The organism is Nocardioides sp. GCM10027114, from assembly GCF_042659625.1.
Taxonomy (GTDB): Bacteria; Actinomycetota; Actinomycetes; order Propionibacteriales; family Nocardioidaceae; genus Nocardioides.
Genome location: NZ_JBHSSS010000001.1, coordinates 52,537 through 70,836, shown reverse-complemented (window position 1 = coordinate 70,836; position 18,300 = coordinate 52,537). Strand labels below are relative to the sequence as shown.

The following is an 18,300-nucleotide window of genomic DNA, read 5'->3' as shown; positions in this document are numbered from 1 at the left end:
CCGGCAACGTGGGCGGCGACCACACGGTGGTCGAGCCCGTCGAGTCCCCTCGACCCGGCCCAGCGGCCCGAACGTGTTGCCCGCGCCGACCGCTGATGTCGCTGGGTCTCGACGAGCTCGACCGACGTACACCGATGCCCTGCCCACGTCACCGGGTCCCGACTGCTGGAGGTTCACCTGTTGGGGTGGCGCCCCTCCCCCGCGGGCGGCGGCTGTGCCAAGGTGAGCGGCATGGGCCACCTGGTGCTCGGACCGATGCTTCGTCACGTCGACGAGACCGGTGCGTGCGTGTGGGTCGAGACCACGGACGCGGGGACGGTGGCGGTCGTCGCCGGAGACCACCGCGCCGAGGCGCGGACCTTCGGCGTCCACGGCCACCACTACGCGCTGGTCTGTCTCGACGGCCTCGAGCCCGGCACGAAGACGCCGTACACCGTCGAGGTCGACGGGCAGCAGGTGTGGCCGGAGCCGGGGTCGCCGTTCCCGCCGTCGGTGGTCCCCACGATGGACATGAGCAAGCCGCTGCGGCTCGCCTTCGGGTCCTGCCGCACGTCGGTGTCGCACGACGAGGAGGGCAACAAGCTCCACGGCGTCGACGCGCTGCGCGCCTACGCGCTGCGGATGGCGGGCGTGACGGGCGTGGACCACGAGGCGGACCCCGACCCGGCGGACGAGGTGCGCTGGCCGGACCTCGTCCTCTTCCTCGGCGACCAGGTGTACGCCGACGAGACGAGCGACGAGATGCGCGAGTTCATCTCCTCCCGCCGCGACATCGACCAGCCGCCCGGGACGGAGCTCGCGGACTACCAGGAGTACGCCCACCTCTACCGGCTGGCGTGGTCCGAGCCGGCCAACCGCTGGCTGCTGTCGACGCTGCCGAGCGCGATGATCTTCGACGACCACGACATCCGCGACGACTGGAACACGTCGTACACCTGGAAGCAGCAGATGGAGGCCACCGACTGGTGGCACGGCCGCATCGTGGCCGGGCTCGCGTCCTACTGGGTCTACCAGCACCTCGGGAACCTCACCGCCGACGAGCGTGAGGCCGACGTCAACTGGAAGGAGATCGCCGCCCACGACGGCCCTGACGAGTACGACGCCTCGGCGCTGCTCGACGCCTTCGCGGAGCGGGTCGACCAGGAGCCGACCGAGTACCGGTGGAGCTTCGCGCGCGACTTCGGCGACCAGGCGCGGCTGGTCGTGATCGACTCCCGGGCGGCACGGGTCCTCGACCCGGAGGGACGCTCGATGCTCGACGCGGCGGAGTTCGACTGGCTCGACGACCAGATGCGCGGGGATGTCGACCACCTGCTGGTCGGCACGTCGCTGCCCTTCCTGCTCGGCCCGGGCCTGCACTACGCGGAGGCCTTCGTCGAGGCGCTCGCCCAGGGCGCGTGGGGCAGGCGGGCCGCACGGGTGGGCGAGTTCCTGCGGCAGGGCCTCGACCTCGAGCACTGGGCGGCGTTCCAGGACGGCTTCCAGCGGGTCGCCCGGATGACCCTCGAGGTCGCCCGCGGCCGGCGTGGGCGGCCCCCGGCCACGGTGACGTTCCTGTCCGGCGACGTCCACCACAGCTTCGTCTCGGAGGCGCGGCCGACGCGGCGCGAGCGGCGGCGCGGCGGGAAGCCGCAGAGCCGGCTGATCCAGGCGGTGTGCTCCCCCATCCGCAACCCGATGCCGCGACGGCTGCGCTTCCTGGTGGCGGTGCTGGCCTACGGCGTCGCGGGCCCGATCGGCCGCCTCGTGGCCCGGTCGGCGAAGGTGCCCGACGCGCCGCTCAAGTGGAAGCTGCGCGCGGGCCCCTGGTTCGACAACAACCTCGCGACGCTCGAGGTGCGTGACCGCGGGCTGCGGATGTGGTGGGCGACCGGCGTGGTCGAGGACGGCCGCCACGACCGCCCCCGGCTCGACCTCGTGGAGGAGGTGACCGTCCGGTGAGCACCGAGACGCTGGGTCCCGCCCCGGACGCCGTGATCGCCGCGGCGGCGCGCTGGGTCTGGGTGCCGCCCGGTACCGAGCAGATCACCACCGACGACTACCGGCTCACCCACTTCGCCGGCTACTCCAGCGTGCAGTGGTCCGGCACCGTCCGCGACCTCGACGACGTCGTCGACGAGGCGGTCTCGGCCGCCAACGAGGCGGGCTCGCACCGGCTGCGCTGGTGGATCACCGACCGCACGGTCCCCTTCGACACCCCGGGCGCGCTCGTCGCCCGCGGGTTCTCGCACGTGGAGACCGTCGAGATCATGGCCCTCGGCCTGCGTGACGCGCGCGCGGTCGCCATGGAGGAGCAGCAGGCGCCGCCCGGCGTCGACGTCGTCGAGGTGAACGACAAGGAGGCGCTGCGGGTCGCCGACGAGCTGGGCGCCACCGTGTTCGAGTGGCCGCGGCTGACCGAGGAGCAGCTCGACGCCGAGCTCACGGAGATCCGGGCCGGGACCAACGCAGCCTGGCACGTACGCCGCTACCTGGCGCTCGTCGACGGGGTTCCGGCCGCCAGTGCGGGCGCGACCCTCGACGGCGACGCGCTGCGGCTGTGGGGCGGCGCGACCGTCCCGGAGCGGCGCCGGCGCGGCGCGTACCGCGCTCTCGTCGCGCGGAGGCTGCTCGACGGCGCCGGCACCGGCGCGTCGTTCGCGCTGGTCAAGGCCGTCGACAGCACCTCCGCGCCGATCCTGCGCCGGCTCGGCTTCGAGACGTTCGGCCACGAGCACTGCTTCCAGCGCCCGCTGCCCTGACGTCAGCTGAAGATCATGCAGCTGGAGGTGGCGTGGGCGACCAGCTTGCCGGCGCCGTCGGTGAGCCGGGCCTCGGCGAGGGCGGTGCGCCGGCCGCGCTGGATGACCGTCCCCTCTGCGGTGAGGAGCCCGGAGTCCACCGTCGCCGGGCGCAGGAACTTCACCGTCAGGTCGAGGCTGGTGTACATCTCCCCGACCGCGAGGGTGGAGTGCACGGCGCACCCGGCGGCAGTGTCGAGCAGGGTCGACAGCACCCCGCCGTGCACGGTGCCGAGCGGGTTGTAGTGGAACTCCGCCGCGGGCATCGCGGTGACGACTCGGCCGCGCTCCGCGCGGAACTCCGTGAGCCCGAGCGTCGCCATGAGCGGGGGCGGCGGCAGCTCGCCGTCGACGATGGCCTGCAGCTGGCCGAGCCCGTCGAGCTCGAGCATCCGGTGCAGGTCGCCCTGGCCGGGTCGGGCGTAGGTGAAGGTGCGGGTGACGGTGTCGAAGGCGCCGTTGTCGGCGGCACGCTCCGCGGCCCGGTCCTGGGTCTCGGTCATGGACGCAGCATGGCGGGTGCTTGCTGAGTCTGTCAACGAGACCTAGTCTCGACCGCATGACGGACGCCGCCGCCCCGGCCACCCCGCCCGCGCTCGCCTTCTCCACCGACAACTGCACGATCGGTCGCGCCATGGCGGTGCTCGGGGAGCGCTGGACGGTCGTTGTGCTGCGCGAGGTCTTCAACGGCGTCCGCCGCTTCGACGACATCCGCAGCCACTCCGGCATCCCCCGCCAGGTCCTCTCCCACCGACTGCAGTCGCTGGTCGACCAGGACATCCTGCGCAAGCACCCGTACCGCGAGGCCGGCTCGCGCGTCCGCCACGAGTACCGGCTGACCACCAAGGGCCTCGACCTCTACCCCGTCCTCGTGGCCGTTGCGGCCTGGGGCGACCGCTACCTCGCCGATCCCGAGGGCCCGCCCGTCGAGTTCGCCCACCGCGACTGCGGCGGCCGGGTCGAGGTCGGCCTCGCGTGCGCGGAGGGGCACGACGTCGACGGGGTGCGCCAGGTCGTCATCCACCCCGGGCCGGGCGCACGCCCCGTGGACTGACACGACCGGGCTACCCTCCGGGGCGTGTCCCTCGTGCTCGCCTCCGCGTCCCCCGCCCGCCTGCAGACCCTGCGCAACGCCGGCCTCGACCCGGTCGTGATCGTCTCCGGGGTCGACGAGGACCAGCTCGACGGGCTGCCGCCGGCCGAGCTCGCCCTCCAGCTCGCCGAGCTCAAGTGCGCCGCCGTCGCCGGCCGGGACGACCTCCCCGACGACGCGGTCGTCCTCGGCTGCGACTCCGTGCTCGAGCTCGACGGGGAGGCCTTCGGCAAGCCCCACGACCCCGACGAGGCCACCCGGCGCTGGAAGACCATGCGGGGTCGCACTGGCGTGCTCCACACCGGCCACTGCCTGCGCGACTCCGCCAGCGGAAACGTCGCGGCCGCGACTGCCTCGACCACCGTCCACTTCGCCGAGCTCACCGACGACGAGATCGCGGCGTACGTCGCCACGGGCGAGCCGCTCCACGTCGCAGGCGCGTTCACCGTCGACGGCCTCGGCGGCGCGTTCGTCACGGGCATCGAGGGCGACCACCACAACGTGGTGGGCGTCAGCCTGCCGCTGGTCAGGGAGCTGGCGGCCGAGCTCGGTCGATCCTGGACCGACTGGTGGGCCCTCTGAGCTCTTCCTCGATCTCGGCCGCACCCAGCCGGATCGGGAACGCCCCCGGCGGGTGGCGGAACACCCAGCTGCGGAACAGGAAGAACCGCGCGACGTTGGCCAGCAGCAGGCCGATGACGTTGGCCGACACGTTGTCGGAGATCGGGTCGTCGAGGCCCAGCAGGTTGCGGCTGATCCACAGGCAGGCCATCGGGATCAGCATGGTCGCGAAGTTGATCGAGACGAACGCCGTCACGCCGCCGTCGGCGTGCCGCGCCTCGCGGTCGCGGAACGCCCAGCTGCGGGTGCCGAAGAAGCTGATGGCCATGCCGACGCCGTTGGCCAGCACATAGGCCAGCACCGGGCGCTTGTTGAGCGGCGCGTCGTCGAGCGCGCCGTAGCCGTGGACGAGCAGGTTGAAGATCAGCAGCGCCACGATCGTGGCCAGCAGGCCGACGGCGAGGAACCGTCCCACCTCGGCGGTGAACCGCTGCCATCGCTCTCCCATGCGCCCGAGGCTATCGGTCGCCCCCTGCGGCACGCCTCACCGTTACAGGGGGTGACCGGACCGGCGGTCAGCCGAGGGTCACTCGACCGGCAGCCCGAGGCCCCGCGCGATGAGCATCCGCTGCACCTCCGAGGTGCCCTCGCCGATCTCGAGCACCTTGGCGTCGCGGTAGAAGCGGGCCACGGGGTACTCCTCCATGAAGCCGTAGCCGCCGAAGACCTGGGTGGCGATCCGGGTCGCGGTGACCGCGGACTCGGTGGCGTAGAGCTTGGCCACCGCGGCGGCCTGCTTGAACTCCGCCATCGACGGGCCTCCCGAGCCGCCCGCGGCGTCCATCGCGTCCTTCATCGCGGCCGCCTTGTAGGTCAGCAGGCGCGAGGCGTGGAGCATCACCTCGAGATCGGCGACCTGGAACGCGAGGCCCTGCTTGCGGCCGATCGGCACGCCGAAGGTCTGCCGCTCGCCGGCGTACTGGACGCTCATGTCGAGGCAGGCCTGGAGGCAGCCGACGGCCAGCGCCGCGATGGCCACCCGGCCGTCGTCGAGGGTGGCGAGGAACTGCGCGTAGCCGCGTCCCCGATCGCCGAGCAGATGGTCCTCCGGGACACGGACGTCCTCGAGGCTGAGCGGGTGGGTGTCGGAGGCGTGCCAGCCGAGCTTGTCGTAGGCCTTCTCGGCGGTGAAACCGGGCGTCCCGGTCGGCACGATGATCGCGGAGATCTCGGGCCTGCCGTCCTCGCGCTCGCCGGTGCGGGCGGTGACGGTGACGACGCTGGTGATCTCCGAGCCGGAGTTGGTGATGAACTGCTTCGAGCCGTTGACGACCCACTCGCCGTCGGAGAGCACGGCCTTGGTCCGGGTCGCGCCGGCGTCGGAGCCGGCGCCCGGCTCGGTGAGCCCGAAGCCGGCGAGCTTCTGGCCGGCGACCAGGTCGGGGAGCCAGCGCTCCTTCTGCTCGGCGGTGCCGTAGGTCAGGATCGGGTTGATCCCCAGGCCGACCGCGGCCTCGAGCGTGATGCCCATCGACTGGTCGACACGGCCGATCTCCTCGATCGCCAGGCACAGCGACGTGAAGCCGCCCTCCTCGCCGCTGAGGCCGGCGCCGCCGTACTCCTCGGGCGCGGTGAGGCCGAAGAGGCCGAGCTGTCCCATCTTCTGCACGACGTCCACCGGGAAGTGGTGGTCGCGGTCCCACTGGGCCGCGTGGGGCGCGATCTCCTTCTCCGCGAAGTCGCGGACGTAGCGCCGGAACTGCTCGTGCTCAGGGGACAGGTCGAAGCTCATGCCGGCCATGGTAGCCGGACAAGTTAGCGGTTGTTAACCACTCGGCGCCGGGTCGCCATGGGCTGGCGGTCCGGACCGCCGCCCGGGTGTGACGCACGCCCGTTGGAAACCCTCAGGAGTCCCGGCGTAAGGTAAGGCAGTCCTAAGCATTCGTCCCCGAAGGATGCCCGTGCTCAAGAAAGCCCTCGTGGCCCCGGCCCTCGCTGCCCTCGTCTCCCCCCTGCTCGCCGCCTGCGGTGGCGACGACGGTCCGTACATCACCGTCTACAACGCCCAGCACGAGGAGCTGATGGAGGAGGTCGCCCCGATCTTCGAGGAGAAGACCGGCATCGACGTGCGCCTGCGCAGCGGCAAGGACCTCGAGCTCGCCAACCAGCTGGTCGCCGAGGGCGACGCCTCGCCGGCAGACGTGTTCCTCACCGAGAACTCCCCCGCGATGACGCTGGTCGACAACGCCGGCCTCTTCACCGAGATCGACCAGGAGACGCTGGACCTGATCCCGGAGGAGTACGTCCCGTCCAACGAGAGGTGGACGGGCTTCATCGCCCGCTCGACGGTGCTGATCCACCACGAGTCGGTGTCCGAGGCCGAGCTGCCCGACTCGCTGCTCGAGCTCGCCGAGCCCGAGTGGGAGGGCCGCGTCGCCTTCTCGCCGACCGGCGCCGACTTCCAGGCGATCGTCAGCGCCGTCCTCGAGACGGAGGGCGAGGAGGCCGCCCGCGAATGGGTCCAGGGCCTGGCCGACAACGGCACCGTCCTGGAGAACAACCTCGTGGTGATGGAGGCCGTCAACGCCGGCGAGGTCGACACCGGGATCATCTACCACTACTACTGGTACCGCGACCAGAAGGAGGCCGGCGAGAACAGCAGCACGTCGAGCCTGCACTTCTTCGACGACCGCGACCCCGGAGCCTTCGTCAGCGTCTCGGGCGCCGGCGTGCTCGCCTCCAGCGACAAGCAGGAGGACGCCCAGGCCTTCGTGAACTTCCTCGCCAGCGAGGAGGGCCAGGCCGCCATCGCCGACTCCTACGCCCTGGAGTACCCCCTCAACCCGGCCGTGTCGCTCGACCCGCCGGTCAAGCCGTTCGGGGAGCTCGAGCCGCCGCGCATCGACATCTCGACCCTCAACAGCGAGACCGTGGTCGAGATGATGCAGGACTCCGGCCTGCTCTAGGAGCCCGTTGACCCTCGCCCCCACCCTCGAGCCCGGCCCGCTCGTCCCGTCGGAAGGACCCGACGAGCGGGCCCGGCGGACGCCTGCCCTCCTGCTGCTCGCCGGCGCGCTCGTCGCCGCGCTGGCGCTGGTGCCGCTGGGGTTCGTCGCCGTCTACACGGTGCTCATCGGGCCGGCCGAGGCGTGGGAGCTGCTGGCGCGGCCGCGGGTCCTCCAGCTGCTGACCAACACGTTGAGCCTCATGGCCGGGGTCACCACCTTGTGCCTCGTGCTCGGCGTGGGCGCGGCCTGGGTCGTCGAGCGCACCGACCTGCGGTTCCGGCCGCTGTGGCACGGCCTGCTGGTCGCGCCGCTCGCGGTGCCCGCGTTCGTCAACAGCTACAGCTGGGCGTCGCTCTCCCCCGAGGTCAAGGGGTACGGCGGCGCGCTGCTGGTGGTCACGCTCTCCTACTACCCGCTCGTCTACCTGCCGGTCGTCGCCACGCTGCGGGGGCTCGACCCCGCGCTCGAGGAGGCGGCGTACTCCCTGGAGCACGACCGCTGGCGCACCTTCCGGCGGGTGGTGCTGCCGCAGCTGCGGCCGGGCATGCTCGGCGGCGCGCTGCTCGTGGCGCTGCATCTGCTCGCGGAGTTCGGCGCCCTGCAGATGCTGCAGTTCCCGACCTTCACGACGGCGATCTACGACCTCTACGGCTCCACCTTCAACGGGCCCGCCGCCAACATGATCGCCGGTGTCCTCGTGCTGTGCTGCCTGCTGCTGCTGACCGCGGAGCTCCGGCTGCGCGGACACCGGCGCTACGCCCGGGTCTCCCACGGCGCGGCACGCCCGCCGGAGCGCCTCCGCCTCGGCGCGGCCGGCATCCCGGTCGCGCTGCTCCTCGGCGCACTCGTCGTCGCGGCGGTCGGCGTGCCGACGTACAGCCTGGTCCACTGGCTGCGGGTGGGCAGCTCCACCGAGTTCCCCGTCGGCGAGCTCGCGGCCGCCGCCGGCACCTCGCTCGGCCTCGGCGCGGCCGCCGCGCTGCTCACCGTCCTGCTCGCGCTCCCCGTCGCCTGGCTGGCGGTCCGCTACCGCAACGCCGCCAGCACGATCGTCGAGCGCAGCACGTACGTCGCCAACGCACTGCCCGGCATCGTGGTCGCGCTCGCGCTGGTCACCGTGTCGATCCGGGTGGCGCAGCCGCTCTACCAGACCTTCGCGCTGCTGCTCGTGGCCTACGCGATCCTCTTCCTCCCCCGTGCGGTCGTCAGCGTCCGCGCCGCGCTCGAGCAGGCCCCGGTCGTGCTCGACGACGTGGCCCACAGCCTCGGCGCCGGCCCGATCGCCACCGCTCGCCGGGTCACCCTCCCGATCATCGCGCCCGGCCTCGGTGCCGGCGCGGCGCTGGTCTTCCTCGCGGTCGCCACCGAGCTCACCGCCACCCTCATGCTCGCCCCGATCGACACGGCGACGCTGGCCACGAAGTTCTGGTCGGCCTCGTCGTCGGTCGCCTACGGCGCGGCCGCGCCGTACGCCCTGCTCCTGGTGCTGATCTCGATCCCGGCCACGATCCTGCTCGGCCGGCACGCCTCCCTCAGCACCCCGTCCGGGAAGGAGCCGACGACGTGAGCAGCCTGCACCTCGACGGCGTCACCAAGACGTTCGCCACCCTGACCGCGGTCGACGCGGTAGACCTCCACGTGCCCCAGGGCTCGTTCACGGCCGTCCTCGGCCCCTCGGGATGCGGCAAGACCACGCTGCTCCGCATGGTCGCCGGCTTCCTGCAGCCCGACCGCGGCACCATCCGGTTCGACGACCAGGTCGTCGCGGGCGGTGGCCGCGTGGTGCCGCCGCAGCAGCGCCGGGTCGGCTACGTGCCGCAGGAGGGCGCCCTGTTCCCGCACCTCGACGTGGCCGCCAACATCGCCTTCGGCCTGCCCCGCGGCCGCCGCCGCGGCAAGCGCGTCGCCGAGATGCTCGACCTCGTCGAGCTGCCCGCGGCGTACGCCTCGCGGCACCCGCACGAGCTGTCCGGCGGCCAGCAGCAGCGCGTGGCGCTGGCCCGCGCGCTCGCCCCCGACCCGTCCGTGGTGCTGCTCGACGAGCCCTTCTCGTCCCTCGACGCGGCGCTGCGCGTCACCACCGGCCGCGCGGTGGCCCGCGCGCTGCACGCCGCCGGCGCGACCGCCGTGATGGTCACCCACGACCAGGACGAGGCGCTCTCGCTGGCCGACCAGGTCGCGGTCATGCGGGCCGGCCGGCTCGTCCAGGCCGCGACGCCGCACGACCTCTACCGCACCCCCGCCGACCCCGACGTCGCCCGCTTCGTCGGCGGCGCCACCGTGCTCCCGGCACTCGTCGAGGGCGGCCACGCCTCCTGCGCCCTCGGCCTCCTGCCGCTGGCCGAGCCGTGCCCCGAGGGCCCGGCCCAGGTGCTGGTCCGGCCCGAGCAGATCCGGCTGGACGGCCATGACGGGGCCGAGGGTGCGACCGAGGCGCGGGTCGACGAGATCAGCTTCTACGGCCACGACGCCGCTGTCCGGCTCTATCTCCTGCCCGACGGGCCGGCGGTCGTGGCGCGCGTGCTCGGCCTCGAGTCCCCCGGCGTCGGCGCCACCGTCAAGGCGGGGGTGGCGGGCCGCGTCGTGGCGTTCCCGGCCGGAGCCACGCCGTGACCGTCCTGCTCCCCGGGCGGCCCCCGCGCCTGCCCCTCGCTCCCTCCCGGCCCGACCCGGTCCTCGACCTCGCGCGGCACGGCCGCCGCACCGCACTGTGGACCGACCACGGGACGCTGTCGTACGCCGACCTCGCGGGGCGGGCGGCCGCGCTCGCCGGCGACGTGCTCGGCAACGAGCGCCGGCTCGTGCTGGTCGAGGGGGCCAACCGGGTGGGCTCGGTCGTCGCCTACCTCGCCGCGCTCCAGCACGGCCACCCCGTGCTGCTCGTGCCCCACGGCCGCGACGACCGGCTCGCCGCGATGGTCGAGGCCTACGACCCCGACGTCGTGCTGCGCCCGGGGGGCGCCGCCGCCGACGACGCCTTGGACCCCATGGACGTGACCGTCGAGGTCCGCCGCGACGGCTCCGCCCACGACCTGCACCCCGACCTCGCCCTGCTGCTGAGCACGTCCGGCTCGACGGGCTCGCCCAAGCTCGTGCGGCTGAGCCGCGACAACGTGCGCGCCAACGCCGCCGCCATCGCGTCGTACCTCCGCCTCGGCCCGGAGGACCGCGCCGCCACGTCGCTGCCGCTGCACTACTGCTACGGGCTCTCGGTCCTGCACAGCCACCTGCTGGTCGGCGGCGGGCTCGCGCTCACCGAGACGTCCGTCGTCGACGAGTGCTTCTGGGACCGCTTCGCCGAGGCCGGCGCGACGTCGTTCGCCGGCGTCCCCTACACGTTCGACCTGCTCGAGCGGTCCGGCTTCGCCGAGCGTGACCTGCCGACACTGCGCTACGTGACCCAGGCCGGCGGCCGGCTCGCGCCCGAGAAGGTCCGCAGGTTCGCCGGGCTCGGCCGCGAGCGCGGCTGGGACCTCTTCGTGATGTACGGCCAGACCGAGGCGACCGCCCGGATGGCGTACCTGCCGCCCGAGCGCGCCCTCGACCGGCCCGAGGCGATCGGCGTCCCGGTCCCCGGCGGCAGCTTCCGCATCGACCCGGTGCCCGAGAGCGCCGCCCCCGGCACCGGAGAGCTCGTCTACCGCGGGCCCAACGTGATGATGGGGTACGCCGCGACGCCCGTCGACCTGTCACGCGGCGCAGAGCTGGTCGAGCTGCGCACCGGCGACCTCGCCCGCGAGGTGGACGGGCTGGTCGAGGTGGTCGGCCGCCGCGACCGGCACGCGAAGGTCTTCGGACTGCGGATCGACCTCGACCGGGTCGAGCGGCTCCTCGCCGACGAGGTCGAGGTGCGCTGCGTGGCGCACGACGACGCGCTGCACCTGTTCACCACCCGGCCGCGCGAGCGGCGCCGCGTCGCGGCGCGCGCCGCGCAGCTGTGCGGCCTGCCGCCGGGAGCAGTGGTGGTGCACGTCCTCGACGCGCTGCCGACGACGGCGAACGGCAAGCCCGACCACGGCGCCCTGCTGCGCCAGGCCCGGCTGCACCACGAGGCCGCGCAGGCCGGCAGCACCGGCGTCGTGCCGGACACGTCCGCACCGGCCACGGCGGAGGCCGTCCGCGACCAGCTCGCACTCGTCCTCGGCCGCCCCGACGCCTCCGTCGACGACAGCTTCGTCGGCCTCGGCGGCGACTCGCTCTCCTACGTCGAGCTCTCGACGCGGCTCGACCGGATGCTGGGCGACCTGCCGCCGGGCTGGCACACCCGGTCGGCCACCGAGCTGACGCACCTGGCCGGCCGGGCCCGCCGGGGCGCGGAGACGAGCGACAACGACGGCGGGCCGCACCGGCGGCGAGGGGCCTCGGTCGACACCTCGGTGGCGCTCCGCGCACTCGCGATCCTGCTGATCGTCGGCACCCACGCCAACCTGCTCACCATCCCCGGCGGCGCCCACCTGCTGCTCGCCGTCGCGGGCTTCAACCTCGCCCGGTTCCACCTGACCGGCCGGCCCCGGCCGGAGCGGCTCCGGCTCGGGCTCGCGGCCGTCGCCCAGGTGGCCGTGCCCAGCGCGCTCTTCATCGGCGGCGTGGCTGCCGTCACCGGCATGTACGACGCCCCGACGGCGCTGTTCCTCAACGGCCTGCTCGGCAGGGACAGCTGGACCGTCGACTGGCAGTTCTGGTTCCTCGAGGCGCTGCTGTGGTCCACCGTCGGCATCGTCGGCCTCATGGCCGTCCCCTGGGTGGACCGGCTGGACCGGCGCGCGCCGTTCGCCTTCCCGTTGGGGCTGGTCGCGGCGGCGCTGGTGCTGCGGTTCGCGTGGACGGGCGTCGAGGCCGGCGCGACCGAGCGCTACACGCTGGGGCCGGTGCTCTTCCTGGTCGTGCTGGGCTGGCTGGTCGCCCGCGCCCGGACCCTGCCGCAGCGGCTGCTGGCCGTCGCGCTGACCGCCGTCGGCACCGTCGGCTTCCTCGGCGACCTGCAGCGCGAGCTGGTCGTCGTCGGCGGCGTGGCCGTGCTCGCCCTGGTCGCCGGGCTCAGGCTCCCGCAGCCGGTCGCGTCCCTCGCCGCCTTGCTGGCGAGCGCCTCGCTGTGGATCTACCTCACCCACTGGCAGGTCTACCCCCACCTGGAGATGGACCACCCGTTCCTCGCGACGGCGCTCTCGCTCCTCGTCGGCATCGGCTACGCGCGACTGATGCAGCCCCTGACCCGGCGGCTGGCCAGGCTCACCCGCGCCTGAGCCGCGGCGACTCGCTCAGCGCACGATCCGCAGGTTGAAGCCGGCGGTCCCGAGCGCCCCCATGGTGCGCAGCCACAGCGGCAGCCACATCTCCGGGCCGCGGGCGGTCTCGATGCCGCCGAGGTCGATGACGTCGGCGTGGCCGAGGTCGTGGAGCAGCCCGGTCACGAACGCCTTGGCGTCGGCGTCGTCGCCGGAGACGAAGACGGTGGTCGGCTCCCCCAGGCTCGCCGGGTCGGTCATCAGCGCGGCCGTGAGGGTGTTGAGCGTCTTGACCACCCGGGCCCCGGGTACGGCGCGCTGCACCTGCTCGCCGAGCGAGTCGTCGTCCTTGACGAACAGCGTGGGCGGGAAGCCCCGCGAGAAGTCGAGCGGGTTGCTGATGTCCACGACGACCTTGCCGGCGAGGTTGTCGTGGCCGGCCTGCTCGAGCACGTCGAGCGTCACCTGCCCGCTGCTGGCGTTGACGACCAGCCCGGCACCCGCGGCCGCGTCGGCGAAGGTCGCCAGCCGCACGTCGGCGTGGTCGGCCGCCCACGCGGCGTACTCCTCCCGCGCAGCGGTCCCGTCGGGGTCGCGCGTGCCGACCGTGACGCGGTGCCCGAGCCGGGCCAGCCCGGCAGCCACGGTGCGGCCGACGGTGCCGGTGCCGAGCACGGCGACGTCCAGGGGACCTGAGGACCGGGCGCTGGTCATGTCATCGCAACGCCCGGTGTGACCCAGGTCATTCCCGATCGTCAGATTCCGGTCGTGCTCGAGATGAAGCTGCGGATGGACGGGTTGTTGACCTCGGCGTAGACGCCGGGGAAGCCCGGAGTGGCGCACCCGAGGCCGTAGCTGACGATGCCGACCTGGACGGTGCGGCCGGCGACGGTGCCGAAGAGCGGACCGCCCGAGTCACCCTGGCAGGAGTCGCCGCCAAGGGTCTCCGCGCAGATCTCCGAGCTCGCCTGGAAGCCCATCAGGCCGTTGGTGGTGCACTTGTCGTCGGCGACCGCCCGCACGTCGACGGCCTTCAGCCGCGACGGGATGAACGGCGAGCCGAAGAACTCGGTGCCCCAGCCGGCGACGGTGAGGGCGGCGCCGTCGCGCTCGAGGGTGTCCTGGCCCACCGAGGCGAGGTCGACCCGCGGCGCGGTGATCGAGGAGGTGACCCGGACCAGCGCCGCGTCGTAGGTGCCGGTGCTGGCGTAGTCGGGGTGGATCACGATCCGGTCGGCGGTGAGGGTCTGGCCGCGGGAGAGGTCGTCGATGTCGGTGCGGCCGACCGCGACCTGGATCTCCTTGGGCTTGGTGCCCTCGAGGCAGTGGGCGGCGGTGAGCACCCAGCGCGACCCGATGACCGAGCCGCCGCAGAAGTGGCCGTCGGTCCCGTTGTCACCCTTGAGCTGGAGCGACGCCATGAACGGGAACTGGCCCTGGCCGGCCTGGTAGCCCCCGACGATCGCGGTGGCGGGCGAGGACGTCAGTCCGGCCGCGAGGCCGGCACCGGCGACGAGGGTGACGGCGGTGGCCACGCGAAGGGCGAGCTTGGAGAAGAGACGGCGCACGTGAGGACCTTCCGAGTCAGGCGGATTTCCCCGTCCAACGACGGGATCGGGCGCCGGTTACCCCCGTCCCCGCAGCTTCCCGGGCCCCCCGGCGCGCCATCCTGCGGGCGCGGGCGCGACCCCGCAGCGGGGGGACGCTACGCTGCGGCACGCAGCCCGATCAGCGAGACCAGGAGCGCCAGGTGCCGGAGAGCAAGCCACTGCAGAAGGTCCTCATCGCCAACCGAGGCGAGATCGCGGTCCGGGTGATCCGGGCCTGCAAGGACTCCGGGATCCCCAGCGTGGCGGTCTACGCCGACCCCGACCGTGACGCGCTCTTCGTGCGGCTCGCCGACGAGGCCCACAGCCTCGGGGGCGCCACCCCTGCCGAGTCCTACCTCGACATCGACAAGATCGTCGCAGTCGCGAAGAAGTCCGGTGCCGACTCCGTCCACCCGGGCTACGGCTTCCTCGCCGAGAACGCCGACTTCGCCCGCGCGGTCATCGACGCCGGCCTGATCTGGATCGGTCCCCCGCCGTCCGCCATCGAAGCGCTCGGCGACAAGGTGAAGGCCCGCCACATCGCCGAGAAGGTCGGCGCCCCGCTCGCCCCCGGCACCAAGGACCCGCTGGCCAACCACGACGAGGCGGTCGCCTTCGCCGAGGAGAACGGCCTGCCGATCGCGATCAAGGCCGCCTTCGGCGGCGGCGGCCGCGGCCTCAAGGTCGCCCGCGAGATGTCCGAGGTCGCCGACGCCTTCGACTCCGCCGTCCGCGAGGCGGTCACCGCCTTCGGCCGCGGCGAGTGCTTCGTCGAGAAGTTCCTCGACAAGCCGCGCCACGTCGAGACCCAGTGCCTCGCCGACCAGCACGGCAACGTCGTGGTGGTCTCCACCCGCGACTGCTCGCTGCAGCGCCGCCACCAGAAGCTCGTCGAGGAGGCCCCCGCCCCGTTCCTCACCGAGGACCAGGTCGCACGCCTCTACGAGTCCAGCAAGGCGATCCTGCGTGAGGCCGGGTACGTCGGCGCCGGCACCTGCGAGTTCCTCGTGGGCCAGGACGGCACCATCTCCTTCCTCGAGGTCAACACCCGGCTCCAGGTCGAGCACTGCGTCTCCGAGGAGGTCACCGGCATCGACCTCGTCCGCGAGATGTTCCGCATCGCCGCCGGCGAGGAGATCGGGTACGACGACCCGGAGGTCCGCGGCCACTCCATCGAGTTCCGCATCAATGCCGAGGACGGCGGCCGCAACTTCATGCCCGCCCCGGGCACCCTCACCCGCTGGCACCAGCCGTCCGGCCCGGGCGTCCGCGTCGACGGCGGCTACGACCAGGGCGAGACGATCCCCGGCTCGTTCGACTCGCTGATCGCCAAGCTCATCGTCACCGGCCGCGACCGCAACCACGCGCTGGAGCGCTCGCGCCGCGCGCTCGACGAGTTCGTCGTCGACGGCATGCCCACGGTCATCCCGTTCCACCAGGCGGTCGTGTCCGACCCGGCGTACATCGGCGACGGCGAGAAGTTCAGCGTCTACACGACCTGGATCGAGACCGAGTTCGACAACCAGATCCAGCCCTACTCCGGCGACGCCGGCGAGGCCGACGAGCAGGGCGAGCGACAGAAGGTCGTCGTCGAGGTCGACGGCCGTCGGATCGAGGTCGTCCTCCCCGGCGGCCTGGGCGGGCTCGCCACCACCGGCAACGGTGGCGGCGGCGCCAAGAAGCCCAAGCGCGGCGGCGGCAAGAAGTCCGGGGGCGCCGTCAGCGGCGACGCCGTCACCAGCCCGATGCAGGGCACCGTCGTCAAGGTCGTCGTCGAGGAGGGCCAGGAGGTCGCCGAGGGCGACACCGTGGTCGTCATCGAGGCGATGAAGATGGAGCAGCCGCTCAAGGCCCACAAGGCCGGCACCGTCACCGGCCTCCAGGCCGAGGTCGGCGCCACCGTCACCAACGGCGCGGTCATCTGCGAGCTCAAGGACTGAGCCGTCGACGGGGTCCTGACTAGGCTCGGAGACGTGGTCGAGACCCTGCAGCTCCGCGAGCCCAGCCAGCGCGTCAGCCCCCGGGCGCGCGGCCTCTGGCTGGTCGAGTCGTTGCTGGAGGGGCTGCTGACCGTCCTCGTACTGACGGTCGTGGCGTGGGTGTGGTCGCCCGTCGAGCTGCGGTGGTGGATGCCGCTGGTCGCGCTCGCGCTGCTGGCTGCGTACGTCGCCGTGGTCCCGGCGTGGCGGTACGCCGTTCACCGCTGGGAGGTCACCGACACGGCGGTCTACACCCAGACCGGGTGGTGGGCGCGGGAGCGGCGGATCGCGCCGATGTCGCGTATCCAGACCGTCGACTACGCCGAGGGCGCCCTGGAGCGGCTCTTCGGGCTCGCCAGCGTCACCGTGACGACCGCGTCGGCCGCGGGGGCGCTCCAGATCGCCGCCCTCGACCGCGACGTCGCGCACCGGCTGGCCGACGAGCTGACCCTCAGGGCCGACACCGTCCCGGGCGACGCCACGTGAGCGAGCCCCTGACCGCGGGTCCCGGCGTCCCGTGGCAGCGGCTCGACCCGCGGATGCTGCTGGTCTACCCGCTGCGCGAGGTGCTGCGCTTCCTGCCGGTGCTGCTCGGCCTCTTCATCGCCGGCTCGGCGTCGGGCCGGATGGACCTGCGCTGGCAGCTGCTCGGCATCACGATCCCGCTCCTCGTCGGCCTGCTCCGCTACGCCACCACCAGCTTCCGGATACACGCCGGGACGGTGGAGCTGCGTCGCGGCGTCGTCGACCGGCACCGGCTCTCGGCTCGGGTCGAGCGCGTCCGCACGGTCGAGCTGACCGCGTCCCCGCTCCACCGCCTGCTCGGCCTGACCACGGTCAGGATCGGCACCGGTACCGCCTCGACGCGAGAGGAGGACTCGCTCGACCTCGACGGCCTGCCGGTGGCGCGCGCCCGGGACCTGCGCGAGTCGCTGCTCGGCGCGGCCGTCCGCAGCCGCGGCCCGGAGCCCGAGGGCGAGGGCGACGTGCCCACCGTGCAGGCGGCCCGGGTGGTGCTCACCTTCGACCCACGCTGGGCGAGGTTCGCCCCGCTCACCAGCGCCGGCGTCGTGCTGGCCGCGGGCGTGCTGGGCGTCGGCAGCCAGGTCCTCGAGGGCCTCGGTGCCTTCGACGACCCCGAGCTCGGCTCCGTCGACGACCCGGGCGTCCTCGAGGCCGTCGAGTGGCTTGTCGTCATCCCCGCCACCGTCGTCATCGGGGCCGTGGTGGTCTCCGCCCTCGCGGTGGCGGCCTACCTCGTGACCCACGGCGGGCTGCGCCTGTCGCACTCCGACGCCGACGGCGCCTGGCACCTGCGCCGCGGGCTGCTCACGACCCGCGAGACGACGCTCGACGACCACCGGGTGACCGGGGTCTCCGTGGTCGAGCCGCTCGGACTCCGGCTCGCCGGCGGCGCCCGCCTCGCGGCGATCGTCACCGGGCTGCGCCGCGACGAGTCGACCAGCGCGATGCTCGTCCCGCCCGCCCCTGTCGCCGTCGTCCGCCGCACCGCCGGCGCGGTCGTCGGCGACCCGGCCGCGGCCACGGGGCCGCTGCGGGGGCACGGCCCCCGGGCCCGGACCCGACGCTGGACGCGGGCGCTGGTGCCGGTGCTCGTCGTCGCCGCGGCGCTGGCGGCGGCGTCCGTGGCCGCCGGGCGGGTCTGGCCCGCCCTCGTCGGCCTTGCCCTGCTGCCGCTGGCCGCCCTCCTCGCCGAGGACCGGACCCGGGCGCTCGGGCACGCCCTCACCCCCACGCACCTCGTCAGCCGCTCGGGCAGCCTGCTGCGGCGGCGCCAGGTCCTGCGCACCGACGCGGTCATCGGCTGGAACCAGCGCGCCACCTGGTTCCAGAGGCGGGCCGGCCTCACCACGCTGGTGGCGACCACGGCGGGCGGCAGCCAGGCGGTGGTCGTGCTCGACGTCCCGGAGGACGAGGCGGTCGCCCTCGCGGCCGCTGCGACCCCGGGCCTGCTCGAACAGTTCCTCGACTGAGGTCACGGAACGGTAACGGCGTCGCAACGCTTGGTCACGCGCGCCGCGTCCCCCCGGTTGCGGCCGGCCCG

At 73.6% G+C, this 18,300-nt stretch carries 16 protein-coding genes; 11 read left to right on the top strand and 5 right to left on the bottom strand.

What is annotated here, in order from left to right; genetic code table 11:
• Positions 1 to 231: 231 nt before the first annotated feature.
• Both ACFP2E_RS00320 and ACFP2E_RS00315 read left to right on the top strand, forming a co-directional pair.
• Positions 232 to 1,941, top strand: coding sequence for an alkaline phosphatase D family protein (locus tag ACFP2E_RS00320; RefSeq protein ID WP_378522172.1), 1,710 nt, complete (start codon positions 232 to 234; stop codon positions 1,939 to 1,941).
• The gene (locus ACFP2E_RS00315; RefSeq protein WP_378522173.1) at positions 1,938 to 2,741 is read left to right on the top strand and encodes a hypothetical protein; all 804 of its coding nucleotides are present in this window, start codon (positions 1,938 to 1,940) and stop codon (positions 2,739 to 2,741) included. The genes ACFP2E_RS00320 and ACFP2E_RS00315 overlap by 4 nt, the downstream gene beginning before the upstream one ends.
• A 2-nt stretch (positions 2,742 to 2,743) precedes the next feature.
• Here the strand turns inward: ACFP2E_RS00315 and ACFP2E_RS00310 are convergent, their stop codons facing one another.
• Positions 2,744 to 3,283, bottom strand: coding sequence for a PaaI family thioesterase (locus ACFP2E_RS00310; protein ID WP_378522174.1), 540 nt, complete (start codon positions 3,281 to 3,283; stop codon positions 2,744 to 2,746).
• Positions 3,284 to 3,339: 56 nt separating this feature from the next.
• Between ACFP2E_RS00310 and ACFP2E_RS00305 the strand changes: the two genes are divergently transcribed.
• Together ACFP2E_RS00305 and ACFP2E_RS00300 are read left to right on the top strand one after the other, a co-directional pair.
• A complete protein-coding gene (locus ACFP2E_RS00305; protein ID WP_378522175.1) occupies positions 3,340 to 3,834 on the top strand; it encodes a winged helix-turn-helix transcriptional regulator in 495 nt (164 codons plus the stop codon).
• A gap of 24 nt (positions 3,835 to 3,858) precedes the next feature.
• A complete protein-coding gene (locus tag ACFP2E_RS00300; protein WP_378522176.1) occupies positions 3,859 to 4,455 on the top strand; it encodes a Maf family protein in 597 nt (198 codons plus the stop codon).
• Here ACFP2E_RS00300 and ACFP2E_RS00295 read toward each other — a convergent pair.
• Both ACFP2E_RS00295 and ACFP2E_RS00290 read right to left on the bottom strand, forming a co-directional pair.
• Positions 4,400 to 4,942, bottom strand: coding sequence for a GtrA family protein (locus ACFP2E_RS00295; RefSeq protein WP_378522177.1), 543 nt, complete (start codon positions 4,940 to 4,942; stop codon positions 4,400 to 4,402). The two genes, ACFP2E_RS00300 and ACFP2E_RS00295, sit on opposite strands and share 56 nt — an antisense overlap.
• Positions 4,943 to 5,020: 78 nt before the next feature.
• Positions 5,021 to 6,226 (bottom strand): acyl-CoA dehydrogenase family protein, encoded by a 1,206-nt coding sequence (locus ACFP2E_RS00290; protein WP_378522178.1) that lies wholly within the window; start codon positions 6,224 to 6,226, stop codon positions 5,021 to 5,023.
• Between the two features lie 169 nt (positions 6,227 to 6,395).
• Between ACFP2E_RS00290 and ACFP2E_RS00285 the strand changes: the two genes are divergently transcribed.
• From ACFP2E_RS00285 to ACFP2E_RS00270, 4 genes are read left to right on the top strand one after another with little or no spacing between them, the layout of a single operon-like run.
• On the top strand, positions 6,396 to 7,400 hold the full coding sequence (locus ACFP2E_RS00285) for an iron ABC transporter substrate-binding protein (RefSeq protein WP_378522179.1): 1,005 nt from the start codon (positions 6,396 to 6,398) through the stop codon (positions 7,398 to 7,400).
• Positions 7,401 to 7,407: 7 nt separating this feature from the next.
• A complete protein-coding gene (locus tag ACFP2E_RS00280; RefSeq protein ID WP_378522180.1) occupies positions 7,408 to 9,009 on the top strand; it encodes an ABC transporter permease in 1,602 nt (533 codons plus the stop codon).
• Positions 9,006 to 10,055, top strand: coding sequence for an ABC transporter ATP-binding protein (locus tag ACFP2E_RS00275; protein ID WP_378522181.1), 1,050 nt, complete (start codon positions 9,006 to 9,008; stop codon positions 10,053 to 10,055). Before ACFP2E_RS00280 ends, ACFP2E_RS00275 begins: the two co-directional genes overlap by 4 nt.
• On the top strand, positions 10,052 to 12,685 hold the full coding sequence (locus ACFP2E_RS00270) for an AMP-binding protein (RefSeq protein WP_378539242.1): 2,634 nt from the start codon (positions 10,052 to 10,054) through the stop codon (positions 12,683 to 12,685). Before ACFP2E_RS00275 ends, ACFP2E_RS00270 begins: the two co-directional genes overlap by 4 nt.
• A gap of 15 nt (positions 12,686 to 12,700) precedes the next feature.
• On the opposite strand, the gene ACFP2E_RS00265 is transcribed toward ACFP2E_RS00270, so the two are convergent.
• Both ACFP2E_RS00265 and ACFP2E_RS00260 read right to left on the bottom strand, forming a co-directional pair.
• The gene (locus ACFP2E_RS00265) at positions 12,701 to 13,381 is read right to left on the bottom strand and encodes an NADPH-dependent F420 reductase (RefSeq protein ID WP_378522184.1); all 681 of its coding nucleotides are present in this window, start codon (positions 13,379 to 13,381) and stop codon (positions 12,701 to 12,703) included.
• A 41-nt stretch (positions 13,382 to 13,422) separates the two neighbouring features.
• Positions 13,423 to 14,235, bottom strand: a complete 813-nt coding sequence (locus ACFP2E_RS00260; protein ID WP_378522185.1) for a S1 family peptidase — start codon at positions 14,233 to 14,235, stop codon at positions 13,423 to 13,425.
• A 182-nt stretch (positions 14,236 to 14,417) separates the two neighbouring features.
• Here ACFP2E_RS00260 and ACFP2E_RS00255 point away from each other — a divergent pair, with 182 nt between their 5' ends.
• From ACFP2E_RS00255 to ACFP2E_RS00245, 3 genes are read left to right on the top strand one after another with little or no spacing between them, the layout of a single operon-like run.
• Positions 14,418 to 16,196, top strand: a complete 1,779-nt coding sequence (locus ACFP2E_RS00255; protein ID WP_378522186.1) for an acetyl/propionyl/methylcrotonyl-CoA carboxylase subunit alpha — start codon at positions 14,418 to 14,420, stop codon at positions 16,194 to 16,196.
• Positions 16,197 to 16,229: 33 nt separating this feature from the next.
• Complete coding sequence (locus ACFP2E_RS00250; RefSeq protein WP_378522187.1) at positions 16,230 to 16,721, top strand: PH domain-containing protein; 492 nt, start codon at positions 16,230 to 16,232, stop codon at positions 16,719 to 16,721.
• A complete protein-coding gene (locus ACFP2E_RS00245) occupies positions 16,718 to 18,229 on the top strand; it encodes a PH domain-containing protein (protein ID WP_378522188.1) in 1,512 nt (503 codons plus the stop codon). Before ACFP2E_RS00250 ends, ACFP2E_RS00245 begins: the two co-directional genes overlap by 4 nt.
• Positions 18,230 to 18,300 lie beyond the last annotated feature (71 nt).